The 19,499-nt window shown below is 45.0% G+C and carries 16 protein-coding genes; 5 read left to right on the top strand and 11 right to left on the bottom strand.

Translation table 11 applies throughout. The features are described 5' to 3' along the window. Positions 1–6 precede the first annotated feature (6 nt). The 3 genes from ACY652_RS17050 (at position 7) to ACY652_RS17040 (ending at position 2,817) form a co-directional block, all read left to right on the top strand. Positions 7–1,503, top strand: a complete 1,497-nt coding sequence (locus ACY652_RS17050; RefSeq protein ID WP_462265590.1) for a RagB/SusD family nutrient uptake outer membrane protein — start codon at positions 7–9, stop codon at positions 1,501–1,503. A 17-nt stretch (positions 1,504–1,520) separates the two neighbouring features. After that, complete coding sequence (locus ACY652_RS17045) at positions 1,521–2,057, top strand: hypothetical protein (RefSeq protein WP_462265589.1); 537 nt, start codon at positions 1,521–1,523, stop codon at positions 2,055–2,057. Positions 2,058–2,130: 73 nt separating this feature from the next. Beyond that, positions 2,131–2,817 carry a hypothetical protein gene (locus ACY652_RS17040; protein ID WP_462265588.1) on the top strand — a complete coding sequence of 229 codons (687 nt, stop codon included), beginning with the start codon at positions 2,131–2,133 and terminating at the stop codon, positions 2,815–2,817. On the opposite strand, the gene bioD is transcribed toward ACY652_RS17040, so the two are convergent. From bioD to ACY652_RS17020, 4 genes are all read right to left on the bottom strand, one after another. Then, complete coding sequence (bioD, locus tag ACY652_RS17035) at positions 2,793–3,410, bottom strand: dethiobiotin synthase (RefSeq protein WP_462265587.1); 618 nt, start codon at positions 3,408–3,410, stop codon at positions 2,793–2,795. The genes ACY652_RS17040 and bioD overlap by 25 nt on opposite strands. After that, positions 3,400–4,533: an aminotransferase class I/II-fold pyridoxal phosphate-dependent enzyme gene (locus ACY652_RS17030; protein WP_462265586.1), complete on the bottom strand. Its 1,134-nt coding sequence runs from the start codon at positions 4,531–4,533 to the stop codon at positions 3,400–3,402. The genes bioD and ACY652_RS17030 overlap by 11 nt, the downstream gene beginning before the upstream one ends. Positions 4,534–4,599: 66 nt before the next feature. Beyond that, positions 4,600–4,968: a hypothetical protein gene (locus tag ACY652_RS17025; protein ID WP_462265585.1), complete on the bottom strand. Its 369-nt coding sequence runs from the start codon at positions 4,966–4,968 to the stop codon at positions 4,600–4,602. Positions 4,969–5,041: 73 nt separating this feature from the next. After that, on the bottom strand, positions 5,042–5,821 hold the full coding sequence (locus ACY652_RS17020; protein WP_462265584.1) for an XRE family transcriptional regulator: 780 nt from the start codon (positions 5,819–5,821) through the stop codon (positions 5,042–5,044). A gap of 83 nt (positions 5,822–5,904) precedes the next feature. Here ACY652_RS17020 and ACY652_RS17015 point away from each other — a divergent pair, with 83 nt between their 5' ends. Beyond that, complete coding sequence (locus tag ACY652_RS17015; RefSeq protein ID WP_462265583.1) at positions 5,905–6,261, top strand: GIY-YIG nuclease family protein; 357 nt, start codon at positions 5,905–5,907, stop codon at positions 6,259–6,261. On the opposite strand, the gene msrB is transcribed toward ACY652_RS17015, so the two are convergent. The 4 genes from msrB to ACY652_RS16995 form a co-directional block, all read right to left on the bottom strand. Beyond that, positions 6,251–6,733 (bottom strand): peptide-methionine (R)-S-oxide reductase MsrB, encoded by a 483-nt coding sequence (msrB, locus tag ACY652_RS17010; RefSeq protein ID WP_462265582.1) that lies wholly within the window; start codon positions 6,731–6,733, stop codon positions 6,251–6,253. The two genes, ACY652_RS17015 and msrB, sit on opposite strands and share 11 nt — an antisense overlap. Before the next feature lie 56 nt (positions 6,734–6,789). Then, positions 6,790–7,410 carry a fasciclin domain-containing protein gene (locus tag ACY652_RS17005; protein ID WP_462265581.1) on the bottom strand — a complete coding sequence of 207 codons (621 nt, stop codon included), beginning with the start codon at positions 7,408–7,410 and terminating at the stop codon, positions 6,790–6,792. An 88-nt stretch (positions 7,411–7,498) separates the two neighbouring features. Then, complete coding sequence (locus ACY652_RS17000) at positions 7,499–10,696, bottom strand: TolB family protein (protein WP_462265580.1); 3,198 nt, start codon at positions 10,694–10,696, stop codon at positions 7,499–7,501. 110 nt (positions 10,697–10,806) lie between these two features. After that, entirely contained in the window at positions 10,807–13,140 is a 2,334-nt protein-coding gene (locus ACY652_RS16995) for a penicillin-binding protein 1A (protein ID WP_462265579.1), read from the bottom strand. Between the two features lie 109 nt (positions 13,141–13,249). On the opposite strand from ACY652_RS16995, the gene ACY652_RS16990 reads away from it, so the two are divergent. Further along, the gene (locus ACY652_RS16990) at positions 13,250–14,134 is read left to right on the top strand and encodes a polyphosphate kinase 2 family protein (protein WP_462265578.1); all 885 of its coding nucleotides are present in this window, start codon (positions 13,250–13,252) and stop codon (positions 14,132–14,134) included. Positions 14,135–14,172: 38 nt separating this feature from the next. Here ACY652_RS16990 and ACY652_RS16985 read toward each other — a convergent pair whose 3' ends face one another. The 3 genes from ACY652_RS16985 to ACY652_RS16975 all read right to left on the bottom strand — a co-directional run bounded on the left by ACY652_RS16985 (position 14,173) and on the right by ACY652_RS16975 (position 19,409). Further along, the gene (locus tag ACY652_RS16985) at positions 14,173–17,193 is read right to left on the bottom strand and encodes a GH92 family glycosyl hydrolase (protein WP_462265577.1); all 3,021 of its coding nucleotides are present in this window, start codon (positions 17,191–17,193) and stop codon (positions 14,173–14,175) included. Positions 17,194–17,437: 244 nt separating this feature from the next. Continuing rightward, positions 17,438–18,214 carry an amidohydrolase gene (locus tag ACY652_RS16980; RefSeq protein ID WP_462265576.1) on the bottom strand — a complete coding sequence of 259 codons (777 nt, stop codon included), beginning with the start codon at positions 18,212–18,214 and terminating at the stop codon, positions 17,438–17,440. A gap of 34 nt (positions 18,215–18,248) precedes the next feature. Continuing rightward, complete coding sequence (locus ACY652_RS16975) at positions 18,249–19,409, bottom strand: methionine aminotransferase (RefSeq protein ID WP_462265575.1); 1,161 nt, start codon at positions 19,407–19,409, stop codon at positions 18,249–18,251. Positions 19,410–19,499: the final 90 nt, after the last annotated feature.

Below are 19,499 nucleotides of genomic sequence, written 5' to 3'. Positions count from 1 at the left end.
AGAAAAATGAAAAATAAAATTTTTATATCATGCTTAGCAGTAAGTATTGCTTTTACTTCCTGCAAAAAAATCATCGATATTCAACCTCAAAATCAAATTCAGGCCGACCGGGCAATCAGTGACGCCAATGGTTATCAGGCTTCAATAATATCGGTGTATGACCGTTTACAAGATTTTGGTTGGTACGGCCGCGATGTGGCTTTGCTAGGAGATGTATTGGCCGACAACGCATTTGTTTCATCAGCTAACGGTAACCGGTATTTAACCAACAATACCAATACAAGAGGTGCACACTATAATATATATTCTAACGCATACTCTGGTATAAATGAGTTAAATATAATACTCGCTTCAATCGATAACCTTGATGTTTCTGCTATACCTGCTCAGGCATTGCTGAAGCAGCAGGTAAAATCAGAGGCATTTGCTTTACGCGGGCTTATTTATTTTGATTTGGCCAGGATATACGGCTATGAGCCTAATACCATTCCTACTACGGGTACTGGTGCCGGTTTTAATAAGAGCGCGATCATCCGAACCACCCCTGTTTTAACCAATGCAGATCAGGATATCAGAACCCGGGCTACAGTGACTGAAGTTTATACACAGATTGAAAGTGACTTAAAGGCGGCTATTGCAAGTTTTGGAGTATACAGTAAATTGCCAGGTTACGCTAAGCCTTCATCTCCATTCCGTATCACTGAAAGTGCAACTCATGCTTTGTTAGGCAAGGTCTATTTATATGAAAGAAAATATGCCGAAGCTGTATCGGAGTTTGACCTGGCGTTAAACTCAACCATTAATTTTTCCAGAAGTGCGGCTGCAGGTGGTTATGTGTCTGCGTTCAAAGCCATCCCTAACCCAGAATCACTTTTCGAAATTACATTTAACCAGGCAGTTGAATTTTCTGGAGTAACCGGGGTAAACAACTCGTTATACAGTTATACACAACCAACCGGTACCGGTTATAATATTGGTAATCAGCAAACATTTGGTACCACTACCGCATCAGCCGAGCTGGTAGCATTGTTTGAAGCAACCGATGACCGCAGAGCTATGTTTTTCAGCTCACGCTCAGCAACTACACCTGCTATATTCACATGGGTGAATAAGTATACAGGCGCAGGCGGCGCTTATACAGATGATGTGCCTGTTATTCGTTATTCTGATGTAATTTTAATGAAGGCAGAAGCCTTAGCCGGTCAGGGTCAGTACGCGGCAGCGGCGGCATTGGTGGTAACTCTACGCACTAACCGTAATGCTACAACCGTTTCGGTACCTACAACTGCGGCAATTGTAAACTACATACAGGATGAGAGAAGAAGGGAGTTGTTTTTTGAAGGCCACCGGTGGTTTGATTTAAAACGCCTTGGCAATGGCATTACTAAACCTGCGGCAACTGCAGTTGGAACCATTCCAGCTACTGATTATCGCATACTGGCAGGTCTGCCTGCAGGTGAGGTTACGCTTAATCCCGCCTTACCTCAAAACCCGAACTATTAATTTAACATTTAATAACAATGAAAAATTACTTAAAATATATTTTATCAGCATTTATTTCAATCGGTTTGTTAACTGGGTGCCTGCCGGATAAGGCAGAAAAGGCGCTTGTATACAAAGGGCCGACAGTTGTAGAAATTAAAAACCAAAAATTAGGGGTGCTTGCAACTGTATTAACTAAGGTAGGTGTGTACACCAGTACGGCTCAAACGGATTCAACCCGTACAGTATTGCTTGCTTCAAGGGGTACTGACAGTATCCTGGTGCAGTTAGTTGGTCCGCAAAGTTCAAGCCCAACTGATGTAATTTATACAGTAAGACCAGTGAGTACAACGCTAACTGCACAAGAAGGTGTAAATTATACATTTGTTCCTGCCGGTGCACGTACAGTAACCATACCTCCCAATTCATCATCTGCGTACATACAGGTTAAGATGATTCCGGGCAGTATTCCAACAACCGAAACCAGCCGCGCGCTTGCCATTGATTTGGTAGGTAACAGCCAGGTTGGCGTTAGTGCCAATTATGGTAAGTTCATACTTACTTTAAGGCGATAAATTACAATCTAAAAGCAGTTTCTGAAAAGGAAACTGCTTTTTTTAATAATCGTATTTCAATCAGGTATCAATCATGAAATATAATTGTTTGATCGCTGCTGGAGTCTTCTTGTCAGTTACTTCAATCAGCTATGCATCAGCTCAAAGTTTTAACGATGTTTCCAGCATACAGGTTATGCTTAATAAGTATGATAATGTTGATGGTAGTCCGTACTTGTCAGATACATGGTTGCAGGGAAGTGTTAAGTTGGCAAATAACCCTAAAACATATACTCAACTACTTTTAAAGTATAACCAGGAAGAAGACAATCTCTATTTTCAAGGTGAAGACAATACAATACTTGGTTTTACTGATCCGGTAAGTGAATTTAAGATAAATACCATCAGAGATGGAATGCCTTACATAGCTACTTATAAAAACGGATACAAAAATGTAGCAGGTACAATTGTCAATTCTTTTTTTGAAGTGTTGGCCGGCGGTAAAACACAACTTTTGAAAAAAACTTTTAAAACTATAGAAGAAACAAAGGAGTATGGTTCCGCCGTTGTTCAAAGAAAATTAGTTGTAAACACACGTTATTTCTTATACACAGATGGGCAAGCCATTATGGTTAAGCCTAATGAAAAATCAATACTGCAGGCTTTAAATAGTAAATTAACAGAACTCAAAACGTTCATCGCCCAAAATAAGATAAATTTTAAAAGTGATGCTGATTTAAGTAGACTGATTGACTACTATAATTCTATATATTTTGTTTGAAGTTTGACAAACTCACTATTAAGTGTAGATGCATGGGTAACGTAATTTACAATGGGGTTCTGATACAGTCTTTCTATTAAGCTTTCTGAATACTCATCCCGTTCACCATTAAAGATTAAAGTTTTCACTTTAATCTTTTTTTGTTTCAACATTTCCATCGATAGCAAAGTATGATTTATACTACCTAGATAATTTTTGGAAACCAATACCACTTCTGCATCCAGCTGCTTTATTAAATCGATTATCAAAAACTTATCGTTTAGCGGTACCATTAAGCCACCTGCGCCTTCAATAATCAAGCGGTTTGTGGTTTGCGGCAGTTGTATGTTTGCAGGGTCTATCTCAATACCATCTAAAGCTGCAGCCTTGTGTGGCGAGAACGGTTGAGTGAGCCGGTAGGCTTCGGGATGAAATACGGATTTTGTATTGCTTACCAGGCTTTTTACCTTCATGGTATCACTGTTCTCCAAATCACCTGCCTGCACTGGTTTCCAATAATCGGCTTTTAATTTTTCTACCAATATTGCCGAAACGATGGTTTTGCCTACATCAGTACCGATACCCGTAACAAATAATGGTTTTTCAATGCTCATCAATCAGCTGTTTTAAGTTTTCGTATAGTTGAGTAATTTCAGTAATCGTATTAAAAGAATGTAATATGATGCGCAGCCGTTCACTGCCAGCGGCTACTGTAGGTGAGCGTATCGCTTTCACATTAAAACCGGCCTGTTGCAGCCTTTGTGCATAGTGTTTGGCTTTAACTGTATCGCCAATAATAAGGGATTGTATCGCACTATTGCTCGGAATCAATTTAAAGGTGAGTTGTTCATCTTTATTAAGGCTGTTAAAATAGTCAATATTGCGCTGCAGGGTTGATACCGCATCGGTGCTTTCGGCCTGGTATGCATGTGCCATTTTTATTGCAGCTAACTGGTGCAGGGGGGCAGCAGTAGTGTAGATGAACGACCGGGAAAAGTTAACGAGGTAGTCTCTAAGCAGTTGGCTGCCCAATATTGCGGCGCCATGGCAACCCAGTGCCTTGCCAAAGGTTATGATGCGCGCAAGCACCCGGTCTGCCAAGTTCAACTGTTGCACAATGCCCTGCCCGAATACGCCAACCGCATGGGCCTCATCAACAATTAAGGCGGCCTCATATTCTTCACATACCGCTACAAGGTCATTCAAGGGTGCTGCATCACCATCCATGGAATAAATGCTTTCCACTACCACATAGCATTGGCCCGAGGCCTGTTTGAGTTTGCTTTTCAGGTGTTCTGCATCGTTGTGCCTGAACGATTGTCTGGCGGCATGGCTTAATCTGATGCCGTCAATAATTGAAGCATGTATCAATTCATCATGCAGCACCGTATCGCCCCGTTGGGGCAGGGAAGAGAACAGGCCAATATTTGCATCATAACCTGAGTTATACAATAAGGACGCTTCGCTTGTATATGTTCCGGCTAATTGCTCTTCCAGTGCCATGGCATAATTGCTGTTGCCTGTTAAAAGGCGCGAGCCGGTTGAACCACTGAAAGGCAATCCATGTGACTGCAGTTCTTCGTGAATCAGTTGTTGCAATGTGCCCGAACGTGCAAAGCCCAGATAGTCGTTTGAGCAAAAATCAATCAGTGGCAGGTCAGGCTGTAACTGCCTGAGCAAGCCGTTTTCCTGCCGCTGCTGCAGTTTGGTATGCATAAACCATTCTGTGTTGTTCAAAAGAAAGTTTTTTACAAAAATAGAAAAAGCGGCTTGTGGCCGCTTTACAAAAAATATAGTTTTAAATTATTTTTGCGGAGGAGCGCCGCCGCCTTGCTGCATACGGGTACGCTGCTCTTCCATCATTTTCTGATAAGCCGCTTTTTGGTCGGCAGTTAATATGGCAGAAAGTTTGGTTTGCATATCCTGACGCATAGGGCCCATGGCCTGGCGCATGGCATCGCGGTCGCCATTTGCAGCAGTACGTATGCTATCCATCTTGGTAGCCTGCATTTTATACAATGCCAAAACTTTGGTAGTTTGGTCATCAGTTAATTTTAACTGGGTCTGCATATTTTTGGCCTGATCCTCAGGGCTTCTGCGCATACCGCCTTGTGCGAACGAAGATGCTGACATACCGATCAGCAAACTGCATACTAATAATACCTTTTTCATGATTTACTACTGTTTTTTAGTTTTTTATATCTGATAAAGATAAACGCTTATGGTTTAACTGAAACCTTGTAACTTAATTGTTGCTTTGCTGCAACTTGTTAATGGAGCGCTGCATATCGGCTACCATAGAAGTCAGGCTTTCCATCGTAGGCTTTGGCATGGGTTCCGGTAAGTTGGTAGAAATGTAAGCCTTTGCCTTCCATACTTCCAGTATGTCCTCTCCGTTTATTTCGTAAGGCTCATAAGTGGGATTGTCTGAAATTAGTTTCAGCTTTTTATTTTCTTTAAACCGGTTACCTATACGTTTATAAACCACACCTTCGGTTTGCGAAAGTATTACATAGGTATCATTAGGTTTAATATCACCCCAGTTCTCTACATACTCTCCTACAATTACTGTTCCCGACTGTAAGGGCAGCATCGAATCGCCCTTGATTTCAAAGGCACGATAAGTACCCTGCTTAAACATAGGAAGATAAAACTTGGGCAGCTTGGATACGTATTCAGGGTCGGCATAGCCGTTAAGATAGCCGGCGCTTGCCTTTAACGGTACCATTTCAATATTCTCATTATCTTCTCTGTCAACAGAAATACTTAGTATTCTCAATCCTGAAGCTGTCTTTTTTGCAGATGCAGCAAGCCACTTATCATTTATGGCTTCGTTAATAAAATCATCCACACTAATTTCAAAAAATAGTGCTATTTTTTTTAGTAAATCGTACTTGGGGTCGGCACGGTCTTCTTCATAAGCTCCAACTAATGAGCGTTTTATACCAATAGTGTCAGCAAATTGCTGCTGGGTTAATCCCTTCTTTTTGCGAAGAAATTTAATATTAGATGAAATAATTGACATAAAAATTTGCAATTACTAAATTTGTTAGTAATTTTATGCTCATAAAGTTAGTAAGATTTTTTTTAACAGCAAATAAATATTGTATGAAACGGTTTATTTATATCATTACAGACAGAAACAGAACCAATTTACACGTAGGACTGTGTTCAGACTTGTTGAAAACGCTGCAGTTTTACCGGGAAATGCCAACGTTGTTCTTTGATTCTGCACAGCAGCTAAACCGTTTAGTATATTTCGAAGAAATTAATACGGAGGAGCAGGCAATGGAACGGTTTAAGTTTGTAAGCACCTTTACCCGTACGCAAAAAGAAAAATTGATAAGAGCGGTAAACCAGGATTGGATTGACCTTACGATAGGCTTAAATTATGAAAATGGCCTGCGGGTACGCCCTCAATTGCGCCCCGCAATTAGCCAAAACAGGAGCCGGGCTACTTTTTAACAAATTTTAAAGCGCCCGAGTTCATACAATAACGCTTTCCGCCCTGGTCTGCCGGTCCATCGTCAAAAATATGGCCCAAGTGCAAACCAGTGCTTTTTTCAATCACTTCCTCCCGAACCATACCATAGCTATTGTCTCTGACAATGGCTATTTTACTTTGGTCCACAGGTTTGGTAAAGCTTGGCCATCCGGTTCCACTGTCAAACTTATTGGCCGAACTGAACAGTACTTCACCGGTAGCAGCACTTACATAAACCCCTTTTTCGTGGTTATCCCAATAGGCATTTTTGTACGGTGGCTCAGTACCTCTGTCTACCATTATATAATACTGGTTCTTGTCTAACTGCTTTTTCCAATCGGCAGCAGGCTTTGCTAATTTGGCTTTGGGCTGAGTGCCCTGGCCGTTCATTTGCTGGCAGGAAGCACCTACAAGAAGGCTAAGTGCCAAAGCTGATATGATTAATTGCTTCATACTTAAATATACGTAATAGTTATATGCAGTAGATGTAAAGCAAAGTTTTGCTACACTTATATGACTTTATATTTAGGTATCAGCACCCGGGTAATCAAATGTGCCATACCGTTGTTCTGAGGAATATCGAAAGTGCTGATAATGCTTTCATTGCCGTTATCGTCTACCAGCACAATATTACGGTTAGCATCAATATGAGCTTTTAATTTTCCGCCGGCCAGTGTAATCAATTCAGCGTTACCTTTACCGTCACTGATCATTTTTGAGATGTCCTTAGCCTTCAGTTCTCCTGCAACGGCATGATAGGTAAGCAAATTGGTCAGCTCCAGAATATGATTCTTTTTCATCAGCGTATCTGTTACACCTGCAGGCAGGTAAGAGAAAGCCTTATTGTCGGGAATGAAGAAAGTAATTGGCCCCCGGCTTTTAACGGTTTGAACCATTCCGCTTGAGCGCAGCGCCTTTATAAAAATGTTATAATTTGCCGACTGCGAAAGATTTTGAACAATGTCGCGGCCCGAGTTCATGGCAACACCATTTACCATCTTAATTTTACCGTTTTGATAAACATCATCTCTTACAGTGTCGGCTACAGCCTTTACAGCAGTAGTGGTTTGCTGGGCAAATGAGTTAGCGGCCATTAATACGGATAGCACGGCGAGGATATATAATTTCATGTGGAAGTCTGTTACCCACTAAACCTCAATAACCGTGCAAGTGTTTCAAAAGGTTACCATACCCCGCTAAAATTACGAAATGATGTTTTTACCAGCCGGGGGCAAATGTGAGCCCGAATACGGGCTTTTTAACATCGGTGCGGTTAAAGGGAATGGCAAGATAAGGCTCCAGTACAAAAGCGCCCAGTACATTTACCCTTACAGACAGGCCTGCACTTAACGCCGGAACACGGTTATAAACCGGTGAATACACCGGTGCATTGTTTGCATCCAGTACCTGTTTTCCATCTGTACCTAATACCGGGTTGTAGGCAATGATATCGGGCGTTTTCTGAAATTTGATCTGGTCGCCGGCATTCCAGGCCAAGCCGGCATCAAAAAATAAATTAAGTTCTGTGAAGAGAAACTTAGATTCAAACTGAGAAAGTTTTGCCGGGCCGGATAGGGGCAGCCTTACTTCGAAATTTGCAACAGCTATCCGGGTTCCGGATAGCTGCTGTATGGTAAACCCGTTAACGCCCGGGGCATTGCCGTTGTTATAAAATGTTTGTGATTCATATCCCCTGATCAGGAACGGGTAGCCAAGATAATAAGCGTATAACCCCTGTGAGTTACCAAACCTGCCAAACCCGGTAAGGCGCCCGGCAAAGGTAACCGGGGCTGCCCGGATGTACCGGCGCACATCAATGGTAGGGGAAAAGAACTGGTAAGTGCCCAGGTTATACTCGGCCTGTAAACGGTACCGGAAACCGCTTAAGGGTGATGCCACACCAAAATAGGAGTTGTCGCCCACGAGCGCTGTGCTCAGTTGGAATACAGTAAATTCGTGCAGGTTTGTAATGCCGTTACTCCGGTCGGCCTCATAATCACTGTTTGCTACATGCCGGTGCTGATAATCCAGGTAATTGCGGTTACGGGTAGTGTCGGTAAATGTGCTGTAACGGTCTACCCGGTAAGAATAGCGCGAAGCGCCGGTGCCAAACTCAATGCGGGCAGTTCTGGAAAAAGGATAAGCGGTGAACAGTGCAGCCTGATCCTGAAAGATACGTATGATATCAGAACGGTACTCATACGCAGGCACACTGGAGTTATCGGTTTTGTAATTGGTTTCTGCCACCGTAAAATTGGCAAACTGGTAGGGGATATGCGACAGGCTGACCCCCCGGTTCCAGCGGCTGGTTTGATTAATGTAGGCCAGTTGAGCGCCGAAATCATAAACAGTGCCGTTCACCGCGGCACCGGCGTAAATCTGGTTACGCCCCAGTATATCACTAAATACCCCTTGTATACCGCTGGCCAGTCCGGCTCCGTAAGAGCTTACGCCAACCCCAACGCCCGAACTTGCCAGATAATCCATCTTAAACTGCGGGCGGTAAGGTATGTTACGGATAGAGTCGGAGGGTAGGCGTGGATAAGCTGAAAAATTGTTCAGGTTGGCATTAATCAAATCCACACCCACGGCACGGGCCGGCGGCAGCATTGCAGCATCAAAATTTAATGCATCTGCTTCAACTGTAACCGGCTTAAAATCGGTGGGCCGGGCGTTGTATAATACATATTTCTGCGAGCGGTAATAGGAATAAACAATATCGTCATTTGCGGAAACACTCAGCGCAGGCGAAAACTCTGTAATGCCGCTGATGCCGGTGAACAACCGGGTCATTTGCGCCACCGTACCGGTTTGGGTTTGGTAACGGTAAAGGTTACGGAAACCATCCCTGTCAGACAAAAAATAGATGTACTGATTGTTGGCCGAATACTGCGGGTTGAGGTTGTTGGCACCATTAAATACCTTGATGTTTGTGATTACACCGGTAGCCAGCTCCAGTTCTGCCAGATTGAATGTTATTGTCTGTCCCGGTGATTGATCATAAGTAGTACGATCCGTGGCGAACACCATCTTCTTACCATCGTGCGAAAAGGCGGGCTGATAGTCTGAATACTTATCATTGGTAAGCTGTGCGATCTTTTTGGTTTGCAGGTTGTACACATACAAATCGGGCTGACCATTGGCCATGCCCTGAAAGGCAATTTCGTTGCCATTGGGCGACCAGGTAAGGTTACTGAATTGCTCCGCCTTGCCCATAGACACTTCCTGTAATACGCGGCCACCGGGCACTTCCACTATCAGCATACGGTTACGGCCTTTGTTGAAAACGCTAAAGGCAAACCGCTTGCTATCGGGCGACCATGCACCTGCCGATTCTATAAAATTAAATTCATCAATATGGGTATTAGAAGTTTTGCTGGTAAGGCGTTTAATGATGCGCCCGTTTCTGGCATCGGCTAAAAAGAGGTCGATACTGAATAAATTCTTTTCCGACAAAAAGGCGAGGTATTTGCCATCGGGACTTATGGCGGGGGCTACATTCAGGGAACCCGAGTTTTTACTGTCAATGATCTTAGCGCCGGCTGGAACTTGTGCGGTATCCTTTAAGTAAGGCTGATAGGAAGAGATAATTGCATTTTTCCATAAGGCAGACAAGGTTTTATCGTCATAGCCGAAGGTGCGCCTGATGCCGTATTGCAAGCCATAACGGGCCGTGTTCTTAAAAAAAGGCACCACAATGCTGTCACCGTAGGTGGAACTGAGGTATGACCAAAAAGCTTCGCCATACCGGTAGGGGAAGTATTTGGTACTTTCCGTGAGTTGCTTTAGGGTAGGTATATCTTTATTCAGAAAAGCATCACGCATCCACATGGCCGTATAGGCATCCTTTTTGCCCAACGAAAGGTATTCGGCCATACCCTCCACCATCCATAAAGGGATGTTGTTAAGCGCCGCCAGGTTTACCGAATCTGAGCGGAGCAGCAGATGATACTGGAAGGCATGAACCAGTTCGTGCCCCAAAACATGCCTTGTGGCCTGGTTGGTTTCCATTAAGGGCATCACCACACGGTTCTTCAATCCTTCGGTAACGCCGCCGGTGCCTACGCCAATCTCGCCGTCAATAGCGGTGGTTTGCTGAAAATCCGGATGGTTGCTGTATAAGATAATAGGATTGGGGCGGCGGAACGTATCCCGGAAAACCTGCTGGTGCAATGTGTACCACAATTCGCTTTCCTGGGCAAAACGCCTTAACACACTATCGTTTTCGAGGTAATAATAGATCTCGAAGTGGGGCGTATGGTAGACCTTGAATTTAAGGTTCTTGTAACGTACCTTATTTTGCCCGAAATATTGCGCCGAAGCTTTGCCCGGCAGCAACACCGTAAAACATAGTGCAGCTAAAACCAAAAGATTTAACCGGAGCTTCGAAGCAAAGCGATAAAGAAAAGCCATCATATAATCAGCGGGCTTTAAAATACACAAAAATTTGCCGGTTGCACTGATAAGACATCAATATGTTATCAGTGCAACCGGCAACCCATTATAAAATAAATATGCTGAACAACTTAACGCCCTGCCGGGGGTGCGGTTGGTGGCGGTTCAGCAGGCTCTGCTGTGGGTGTAGCAGAGGTGGTATCTGCTTGCGGTACACTCAAACTGTCTGAGGCTGAGGTATCACTTCGGAAAGTGATACGTGGCGAAGGGCACATATAGGTTTTTGTAATTTTCACCCAGGGCTTGGGGAAGGGGCCGTAGGCATAACCCGATTTCGGATCGTCATATACCTTCTCCATAAAAGCCCCGAATATTGGCAGGGCAGTATGCGAGCCTTCGCCTGTTTCTGAGGTGTTAAAGTGTATGCTCCGGTCATCGGCGCCCACCCATATACCGGTAACCAGGTCTTTGGTGATGCCCATATACCAGCCATCTACATAGTCGGAAGAAGTGCCGGTTTTACCGCCAATCTGGTTATTGCCCTTCCACAGATCATCGTATTCCCATAAGGCCTGCGAAGTGCCGCCCGGTTCTTCCATGCCGCCCCTGAACATGTAGAGCATCAGCCAGGCGGTTTCCTCGCTGATGGCTTGTTCCTGCTTCAGGGTAAACTCCTCAATTACTTTGTCGTCCTGGTCGGTAATTTTAGTGACCAGCAGCGGGTCCAGTTTGCGGCCATGATTAAGAAATGTACTGTATGCCCTTACCATTTCATAAACCGAAACATCGTTGGAGCCCAATGATACCGAGGGCACCGCTTTAAGCGGGCTTTCGATACCGCAGCGGTGTGCATAATCAACAATCTTGTCCCAGCCCACCTGTTCGGTAACCTGCGCGGTAATAGAGTTTACCGATTTACCCATGGCCCATCGCAAAGACATCTCCCGGTACGAAAAATTAAAATCGGCATTTTTAGGTTCCCATACATCGGGCTTGCCATTGTCCATATATTTAATGGAAACCGGCTTATCGGTAAACTTGTCGCATGGTGTAAACCCGTTATCCAGCGCTGTTAAATAAGCAAAGGGCTTAAACGTGGAACCGGCCTGGCGCTTGGCCTGGTTAACGTGGTCATATTTAAAATACTTATTATCAATACCGCCAACCCATACTTTTATCTTGCCAGACGAGGGTTCAATAGTCATCATGCCCGTATTCAACAGCCGGGCATAGTAGTTTAATGAATCTCTGCTTGAAAAGGTGGTGTCCTGCTCGCCTTTCCAGGTAAACACCGTCATCCGTTTCTTACGGTTAAAGTACGGCTGTATTTGAGCGGTATCGCCATTATATTTTTTTTCCAGCATGGCATAAACCGGTAAACGCTGTTCCGCCTTCCACAAAAAATCGGGTATTACATTGCCTTTTGAATCGCGCCACGGGTTTTTATCCCGCCATACATTGTTGAAGCGCTTCTGCAGCATCTTCATTTTTTCGGCCACCGCCTCTTCTGCATATTGCTGCAGGCGCGAGTCAATAGTGGTATAAATTTTCAGGCCGTCTTCATACAAGTCGTAGTTATTGGCTTTCAGCCACTTTTTCAGCCATTTTTCTACCGCACGTTTAATATAGGTATCATTTTGCTCGGCAACTTCAGTATTAGAAAGGTCAAGGTTTAGGGGCTGCTGTAAGGTGGTGGTATAATCTGCCTTGCTCAGGTAGCCATACTTCTGCATCTGCCTTAATACCACGTTACGCCGCTCAATGGAGCGGTCGGGGTGCTGGATGGGGTTGTAGGTATTAGTAGCCTTTAGCATACCAATTAAGGTAGCGGCCTGGCCTACCGTAATTTTGCCGGGCAGCTTGTTAAAGTATTTAACCGTAGCCGCCTTAATGCCAAAGGCGTTATTGCTGAAGGGTACGGTGTTTAAATACATGGTTAATATCTGCGGCTTGCTGTAATTGTGCTCAATCTTTAGTGCAGTAAGCCACTCCTTACATTTATACACCACGGTACGCACCACAGGTATGCGGCTGATGATACCCTGCGATTTGCGCTTACGGGTTTGGAAAAGGTTTTTGGCCAGCTGCTGTGTAATGGTGCTGCCCCCCCGGCGTTCGCCGGTGGCGGTGGATACCATGCTGGTTACAAAGCCATACAGATCAATACCATTGTGCTTATAGAAACGCACATCCTCGGTGGCTACCAGGGCATGTACCAGATTGGGGGAAAGTTCATTATATTCTACCGGGGAGCGGTTTTCCTTGTAGTATTTAGCCAGCAGCTTGCCATCGGCGGCATATACTTCGGATGATACGGATAAAGTTGGGTTTTTAATTTCCTGCGTGCTTGGCAGTGAGCCGAACAAGCCCATAAAATTTATTTCGATAGCACAGAAGAAGATAATTATAAAATAAATAAATATAACAAAGTACCTTAAGATGGGGTTCTTTATACGTTTAAACATTGGGTAAATATGTGAATTTATGATAGCAAATCATAACGCGTGTATAATTTGTAACAACGCAAGTTTAAGTGATAAATTTTAAAGAGCAAGAATATCAGACAGATGACCTATGAAAAACATCATTGAAAAATTTAAAGTAACCGATGGTAAAAAGTTTTCGCTGAAAAACTATGATACCGGTTTTACCGGCGGGTTTAAAAAAGAGGATGCCGATTCGGTGCTGAGCGATTTAATAAAAGAGATTGCTGATTTGCAGACGGAATTATACGCCGCCAATCAGTACGCGCTGCTGATATTGTTTCAGGCCATGGATGCGGCGGGTAAGGATAGCGCCATTGACCATAGCATGTCGGGCATTAACCCGCAGGGGTGCCAGGTATACAGCTTCAAGCAGCCCAGCACCGAGGATTATGAGCATGACTTTTTGTGGCGGCACTATAAAGCCCTGCCCGAGCGCGGCCGCATTGGCATACACAACCGTTCGCATTATGAAAATGTGCTGGTTACCAGGGTACATCCCGAGTTTTTATTAAAAGAGCATCTGCCTGGTATTAATGGTGTAAAAGATGTCAAAAAGAAGTTTTGGGAGAAACGCTACCAGAGCATCTGCAATTTTGAAGATCATTTAGCCACTAATGGTACGGCAATGATCAAATTCTTTCTGCATGTATCGGCCGATGAACAAAAGGAGCGTTTTTTAAAACGTATAGACGATCCATCTAAAAACTGGAAGTTTTCGGCAGCAGATATAAAGGAACGCCAGCACTGGGATGAATACATGAAGGCTTATGAAGAGGCCATAAGTGCTACGGCTACAGATGATTGCCCCTGGTATGTGATACCTGCGGACAAGAAATGGTTTACCCGTATCTGTATTTCCACTATTATATTAGATACCCTTAAACAATTAAAACTAAGTTACCCTGTATTACCGCAAGCCGAAGCCGACCAGCTGCAGCAGATCAAAAAACAACTGGAAGAAGAAAAATTGTAAATAGTAATGTAACCCTGCTCACCGGCAGGGTTACATTACTATTTTATGGTTATTTCATCTGCAAAGATATAGGATGGCTTCCCTTTACTTTCGTGCCAGTCGGGGAGGGGGCCAAACTGCAGGGCAACTACTTTTAGGTAGCGGGTAACTATATTTAAATCAGCTTCATACTGCTGCACCCGGGCAACCGGATCATCGCTGCCTATCTTGCCGTTTACGGTAGCTACAAGCTTATAACTCTTGCCATCATCAGATGCATAGTACTCCACCAGGCGCGGAAACATGATCCATGAGCCGCTATCCTGGAGCGTACCCAAACTGATTTGCTTTACCGGTTTCCTTTGGTTTAAATCTATCACAGCTTCCAGATTGGTACCCTGAAAGCCCTGCCAGTTGCCCAGGCGCCAGTTGGCAGTGCCATGTACACCGTCAATCAGCGCTTCTTTGCCTGCTGCAGCGTAGGCAGGCAGGTAGGCGCTGTTCAAAGTAATTTTAACATTACCCTCGGTTTTGTTGAACCTGGCTGAATCCACAAAGCTTACTGTTCCACCTTTAATGGCAACCGCTTTAACGGTAGTGGTGGTGCTGATTGTAATTGGCTGGGTATAAGCCGTAGAATAAGCGGTTGGTGCAGAACCATCAACCGTGTAGTACAGCTTTGCATTATCTTCGTTGCTCCTGATGGCAACTGTTATCGGTTGCTTAAAGCTTACACCGGGTGCCGTAATTGAGGGCATGGCAACAATTGGCAGGCTGGCGTTCTTTGAAGCGGGCTTCTCCAGCTCCTGCATAAATAATTTATTGGGTAAACGGCCGGTTAATACCTCCAGTTCAGCGCCATTACTGATTTCAGCATAATCCAGATACAATTTATTGTAAGGCTTTTTGTTCAGGTTCATGCCTTGCAGGTATATGTTATCCCTGCCAAGCGAAGCCCCGTTATTTAACAGCGTAATGGTTTTGCCGTTTTCCAGGTGAATGGTCGCTTTGTCGAACTGCGGCAAACCGATCTGAAACTGCTGCTGTCCGGGCGAGATGTTATAAAAGCCCAGCGCGGTCATTACATACCAGGCCGACATTTGCCCGCAGTCTTCATTTCCGGCTAAGCCGTCCGGCTGATCGCTGTATTCTTCATTGAGTATCTTGTTCACATAGAACTGTGTCTTGTCCGGATTGGCCGTAAAATTATAAAGGTAAGCTATGTGATGACTGGGCTCGTTGCCGTGCGCATACTGGCCAATCAATCCGCTTACGTCATCCTGCTGCCGGCCGGTTAGTTTGGCGGTGGTGGTAAACAGTTCGTCCAGTTTCGCCTCAAAGTTTGATGCGCCGCCCATGCGGCTGATCAAGCCCTCCACATCATGCGGAACAAAAAAGGTATACTGCCAGGCGTTACCTTCTGTATAGTTATTATTAATATCCGTAGGCGCAAAGGGGGTAAACCAGCCACCATTAGTGCGGGCCTGCATAAAGGCATTATCCTTGTTAAAAATGTTCTTCCAGTACTGCGCCCGCTTGCTGTACACCCCGTAGTCCTGCTGGTGGTTCAGCATCCTGGCCATTTGCGCCACACACCAGTCGTCATAAGCGTACTCCAGGGTTTTTGAAACGGACTCATGTTCGGCATCAGCCTGTACGGCACCGTAAGTCCGGTACGACTGCAGCCCGAACTGATTACGGTTTACCGTGGCCTTCATGGCTGTAAACGCTTCTTCTGCGTTAAAACCGGTGATGCCTTTTACGTAGGCATCTGTAATAATGGGTATAGAATGATTGCCCACCATGCAAAACGTTTCATTGGAGGCCAGCGGCCAGATGGGCAGAAACCCGCGCTGCTCATACATCGCCAAAAAGCTTTTTACAAAATCAAGCGTGCGTTTGCGGTCAATCAAAGTGAGCAGCGGATGCTCGGCCCGGTAAGTATCCCAGGTAGAAAATACCGTGTAATAATCAAACCCTTGTGCGGTATGTACCTGCTGGTCCATTCCCCGGTACCGGCCATCCACATCGCTGTAAATGTTAGGGGCCAGCATGGTATGATACAAGGCTGTGTAAAATATAACCTGCTTTTTATGGGCATAATCTATCGGAATAAGATGTCTGCTTGCAGAAGGTACACGGTAGTTGGTATTTAACTGCTGTACCTCACGCTGCTGACTGGCCGTTGGCCCGCCGCCCTCCACCCGGATTTTCGAGAGTTCCGCATTCCATGTTACTTTAGCTTGTTGCTGAACTTTCTTAAAATCAAAGTCCGGAATTTCGGCATCCAGATTTTTGAGTGCGCCTTCAGCACTTACAGAAGAAATACCGGTTTTGGCAATCACTTCTTTTGGATTATCAAATTGCAGGCAAAGTTTAATCGCTTTGCCCTGCACCCTTGTCAGCGTGGTAGAGGTTTGCCCGTTGTTATAGGTTGTATACGCCTTAAATGGCTTTGAAAATTTAGTGTAGAAATACAAATGCTGATCCTGCGCCCAGCTTTGCGAACGCCGGAAACCCCGTATCTCATGGTCATTAACAATTTCAATCCATGAGTCGAGCACCTTATCGCGGTGCTGCAAGTCAATAATAATATTACCTCCCCGGGTTGAAGGATAGGTATAGCGGTGCATGCCCACCCTTGTGGTAGCGGTAAGCTCAACCTTAATATTATATTTATTCAGCAGGGTTTTATAGTAACCGGGCGCTGCTTCCTCATTCTTCTTACTGAAGCCGGAGCGGTAATCCGTGTTGTTAAATTGGGGCTGGCCTGTAGTCGGCACAAAAAGCACATCACAATAGTCAGCAATACCCGTACCGCTCAGGTGCGTGTGCGAAAAGCCGTAAACTATGGTATCGGTGTAATGATAGCCTGATGAACCATCCCAGCCTTCGAGCCGGGTGTCGGGGCTTAACTGTACCATGCCAAACGGCATTACTGCGCCGGGATAGGTATGACCATGCCCGCCTGTGCCAATAAAAGGGTTAACTAACTTGGTATAATCTTTATTTTTTTGAGCATAAACATTGCTGCAGGCTAACAGCGTTATCAGCGTTGAAATGGCGAGCAAAAACTTCATATCGGTCAATGGGTTATATTTACCGCAAATTACGTTGTTTCGCGGTTATCTCCCAATGTGCGATGGCTGGTGCCAAAGCTGTTTGTATGGTAATGCTTGATTTGCAGGTATATTGCGCTGCAATCCCTGGATAATTCAGCGCCTGTTGCCTGTGCCCCCTGTTTATTAACAAATCACTGTTGCTTGTATGAAAGCCTGAGAATGCCCATTATACCAGCAAAAATGGTGTGCCGCCTGCGTGTTATTAATTAAAGGTGAAATGATCGGCATCATTTAAAAAGGGAAGTGCGCGCCTGGTTTTAATCAGCTCCTCGGCATTTAAGGTAAAGGTGTATACGTCTTCCTCATCACGCTTGTAGTAAATCACATTGCCATTAGGATCAATACAGGTAGAATCGCCCGAATGGTATACTTCGTTACCATCATGCCCTACGCGGTTTACCCCGATAACATAAGTTTGATTTTCAATGGCGCGTGCCGGAATTAAGGAGCGCCAGTGCAGCGCACGCCGCTCGGGCCAGTTGGCTACAATGATCAGCAGGTCGTATTCCTGATTATTATTGCGCAGCCAGGCAGGAAAACGGAGATCATAGCAAATCATGGGGCAAACCTTCCAGCCGTTCAGGTCAACAATAAGCCGTTTATCTCCGGCCGAATAGGTGTGATGTTCCTTGCCTAAGGTGAACAGGTGTTTTTTATCATAATACTCGTAGCTGCCATCGGCACGCATCCAGATCAGGCGGTTGTAATAGCTGTCGCCATCCTTAATAATCACGCTGCCGGTAATTACGCAGGTGTGCCTGGCTGCCATTTGCTGCATCCACTGCAGGGTTTTACCGTTCATGGGTTCGGCCAGCTTCTCGGCATTCATGGTAAAGCCGGTGCTGAACATTTCGGGCAGGATGATCAGATCCGTTTTGGTTCGGATTGAAGACAGGCGAAACCCGATGTTTTGCAGGTTCTTGTCAGTGTTCTCCCAAAACAAGTGGCCCTGAAAAACGGTAACTTTTAAATTTTCCATAAAGGTTCGGCTATAAATATGCGGTTTACGTTTCTCATATCGATTGAGGTGTTACCTTCAACAACCGGTCAATCGCCCTGTCTAAAGTTTCCTGCTTCTTCGCGAAGCAAAATCTAATAACGTTGTTATGGTTAGGTTTGGTATAGAAGGCAGATACCGGTATTGTGGCAACCCCGTATTCTTTAGTTAGTTGCAGCGCAAAGTCAACATCCGCTTTATCAGAGATCTGCTTGTAGGTAACCGATTGAAAATAAGAGCCATAACAAGGCAAAATTTCGAACGGGGTTGAGGCCAGCCCTTGCCTGAAGTAATCTCTTTTCTGCCCGAACAGCGGGGCCAGCCCGGTATATACATGCTCGTTTTTAATATACCCGGCAATGCCGGCCTGCATTGGCGTATTTACACTGAACACCATATACTGGTGTATCTTTCTGAACTCCTGCATCAGCCAGGCAGGGGCCAGGCAGTACCCAATCTTCCAGCCGGTGGCATGCAGTAATTTTCCGAATGAAGCTACTATAAAGCTGCGCTCGCGTAAGGCAGCGTAACGGGCCATACTTTCATGCCGGGCGCCATCATAAATAATGTGCTCATAAACTTCATCGCTTAAAATTAAAATATCCTTATCCTTTACCAGTGCCGCCAGTTCGTCAATATCCTGCCGGGTAAGTATGGTAGCTGTAGGATTATGCGGCGAATTTAGGATGATCATCTTTGTTTTGCCGTTGATGAGCCGCTTCACCAAGTGCCAGGGGATGCGGTAGTCGGGAAATTCCAGTTCCAGCGATTTTACCACACCGCCCATCAGTTTAATGGCCGGTGCATAGCAATCATAGGCAGGCTCAAAGATGATCACCTCATCGTTGGGCCGTATGGCGGCGCAAATGGCGGTAAATATAGCCTGTGTGCCACCGGCAGTAATGGTAATTTCGGTATCGGGGTTATATACTGCGCCATGCATTCTTTCTGTTTTTGCGGCAATCTGTTCACGTAAGCCCAGGTGCCCGGCCATGGGCGCATACTGGTTTAAGCCGCTTTGCATCGCTGCGTTTACCATAGCTGTTAATGCAGGGTCGCAGTCAAAATCGGGGAAGCCCTGCGATAGATTTATCGCGCCTGTTTCGGCAGCCAGTGCCGACATGGTGGTAAATATGGTAGTACCGGTTTTAGGTAATTTAGAAACTAAAGGAATCATGCCATATCTTAATAGTGAATTAAAGGTAAAAGTTTGCCCGCGTTAGCCGATAAACCGCCTGATTATGTTTAAATAATTATTTTAGCAGCT

The sequence above is a fragment of the Mucilaginibacter sp. genome (genome assembly GCF_965200995.1).
GTDB lineage: Bacteria > Bacteroidota > Bacteroidia > Sphingobacteriales > Sphingobacteriaceae > Mucilaginibacter.
The sequence above is the reverse complement of the archived record's forward strand: the minus strand, read 5'-3'. Positions and strand labels throughout refer to the sequence as shown.

Bases quoted from the DNA above. Each gene is read 5' to 3' on its own strand.
- ACY652_RS17025 (WP_462265585.1), bottom strand. From the start codon at position 4,968: ATGAAAAAGGTATTATTAGTATGCAGTTTGCTGATCGGTATGTCAGCA.
- ACY652_RS16990 (WP_462265578.1), top strand. From the start codon at position 13,250: ATGAAAAACATCATTGAAAAATTTAAAGTAACCGATGGTAAAAAGTTT.
- ACY652_RS16985 (WP_462265577.1), bottom strand. From the start codon at position 17,193: ATGAAGTTTTTGCTCGCCATTTCAACGCTGATAACGCTGTTAGCCTGC.
- ACY652_RS16995 (WP_462265579.1), bottom strand. From the start codon at position 13,140: ATGTTTAAACGTATAAAGAACCCCATCTTAAGGTACTTTGTTATATTT.
- msrB (WP_462265582.1), bottom strand. From the start codon at position 6,733: ATGAAGCAATTAATCATATCAGCTTTGGCACTTAGCCTTCTTGTAGGT.
- ACY652_RS16980 (WP_462265576.1), bottom strand. From the start codon at position 18,214: ATGGAAAATTTAAAAGTTACCGTTTTTCAGGGCCACTTGTTTTGGGAG.
- ACY652_RS17050 (WP_462265590.1), top strand. From the start codon at position 7: ATGAAAAATAAAATTTTTATATCATGCTTAGCAGTAAGTATTGCTTTT.
- ACY652_RS17040 (WP_462265588.1), top strand. From the start codon at position 2,131: ATGAAATATAATTGTTTGATCGCTGCTGGAGTCTTCTTGTCAGTTACT.
- ACY652_RS17020 (WP_462265584.1), bottom strand. From the start codon at position 5,821: ATGTCAATTATTTCATCTAATATTAAATTTCTTCGCAAAAAGAAGGGA.
- ACY652_RS16975 (WP_462265575.1), bottom strand. From the start codon at position 19,409: ATGATTCCTTTAGTTTCTAAATTACCTAAAACCGGTACTACCATATTT.
- ACY652_RS17000 (WP_462265580.1), bottom strand. From the start codon at position 10,696: ATGATGGCTTTTCTTTATCGCTTTGCTTCGAAGCTCCGGTTAAATCTT.
- ACY652_RS17045 (WP_462265589.1), top strand. From the start codon at position 1,521: ATGAAAAATTACTTAAAATATATTTTATCAGCATTTATTTCAATCGGT.
- bioD (WP_462265587.1), bottom strand. From the start codon at position 3,410: ATGAGCATTGAAAAACCATTATTTGTTACGGGTATCGGTACTGATGTA.
- ACY652_RS17015 (WP_462265583.1), top strand. From the start codon at position 5,905: ATGAAACGGTTTATTTATATCATTACAGACAGAAACAGAACCAATTTA.
- ACY652_RS17005 (WP_462265581.1), bottom strand. From the start codon at position 7,410: ATGAAATTATATATCCTCGCCGTGCTATCCGTATTAATGGCCGCTAAC.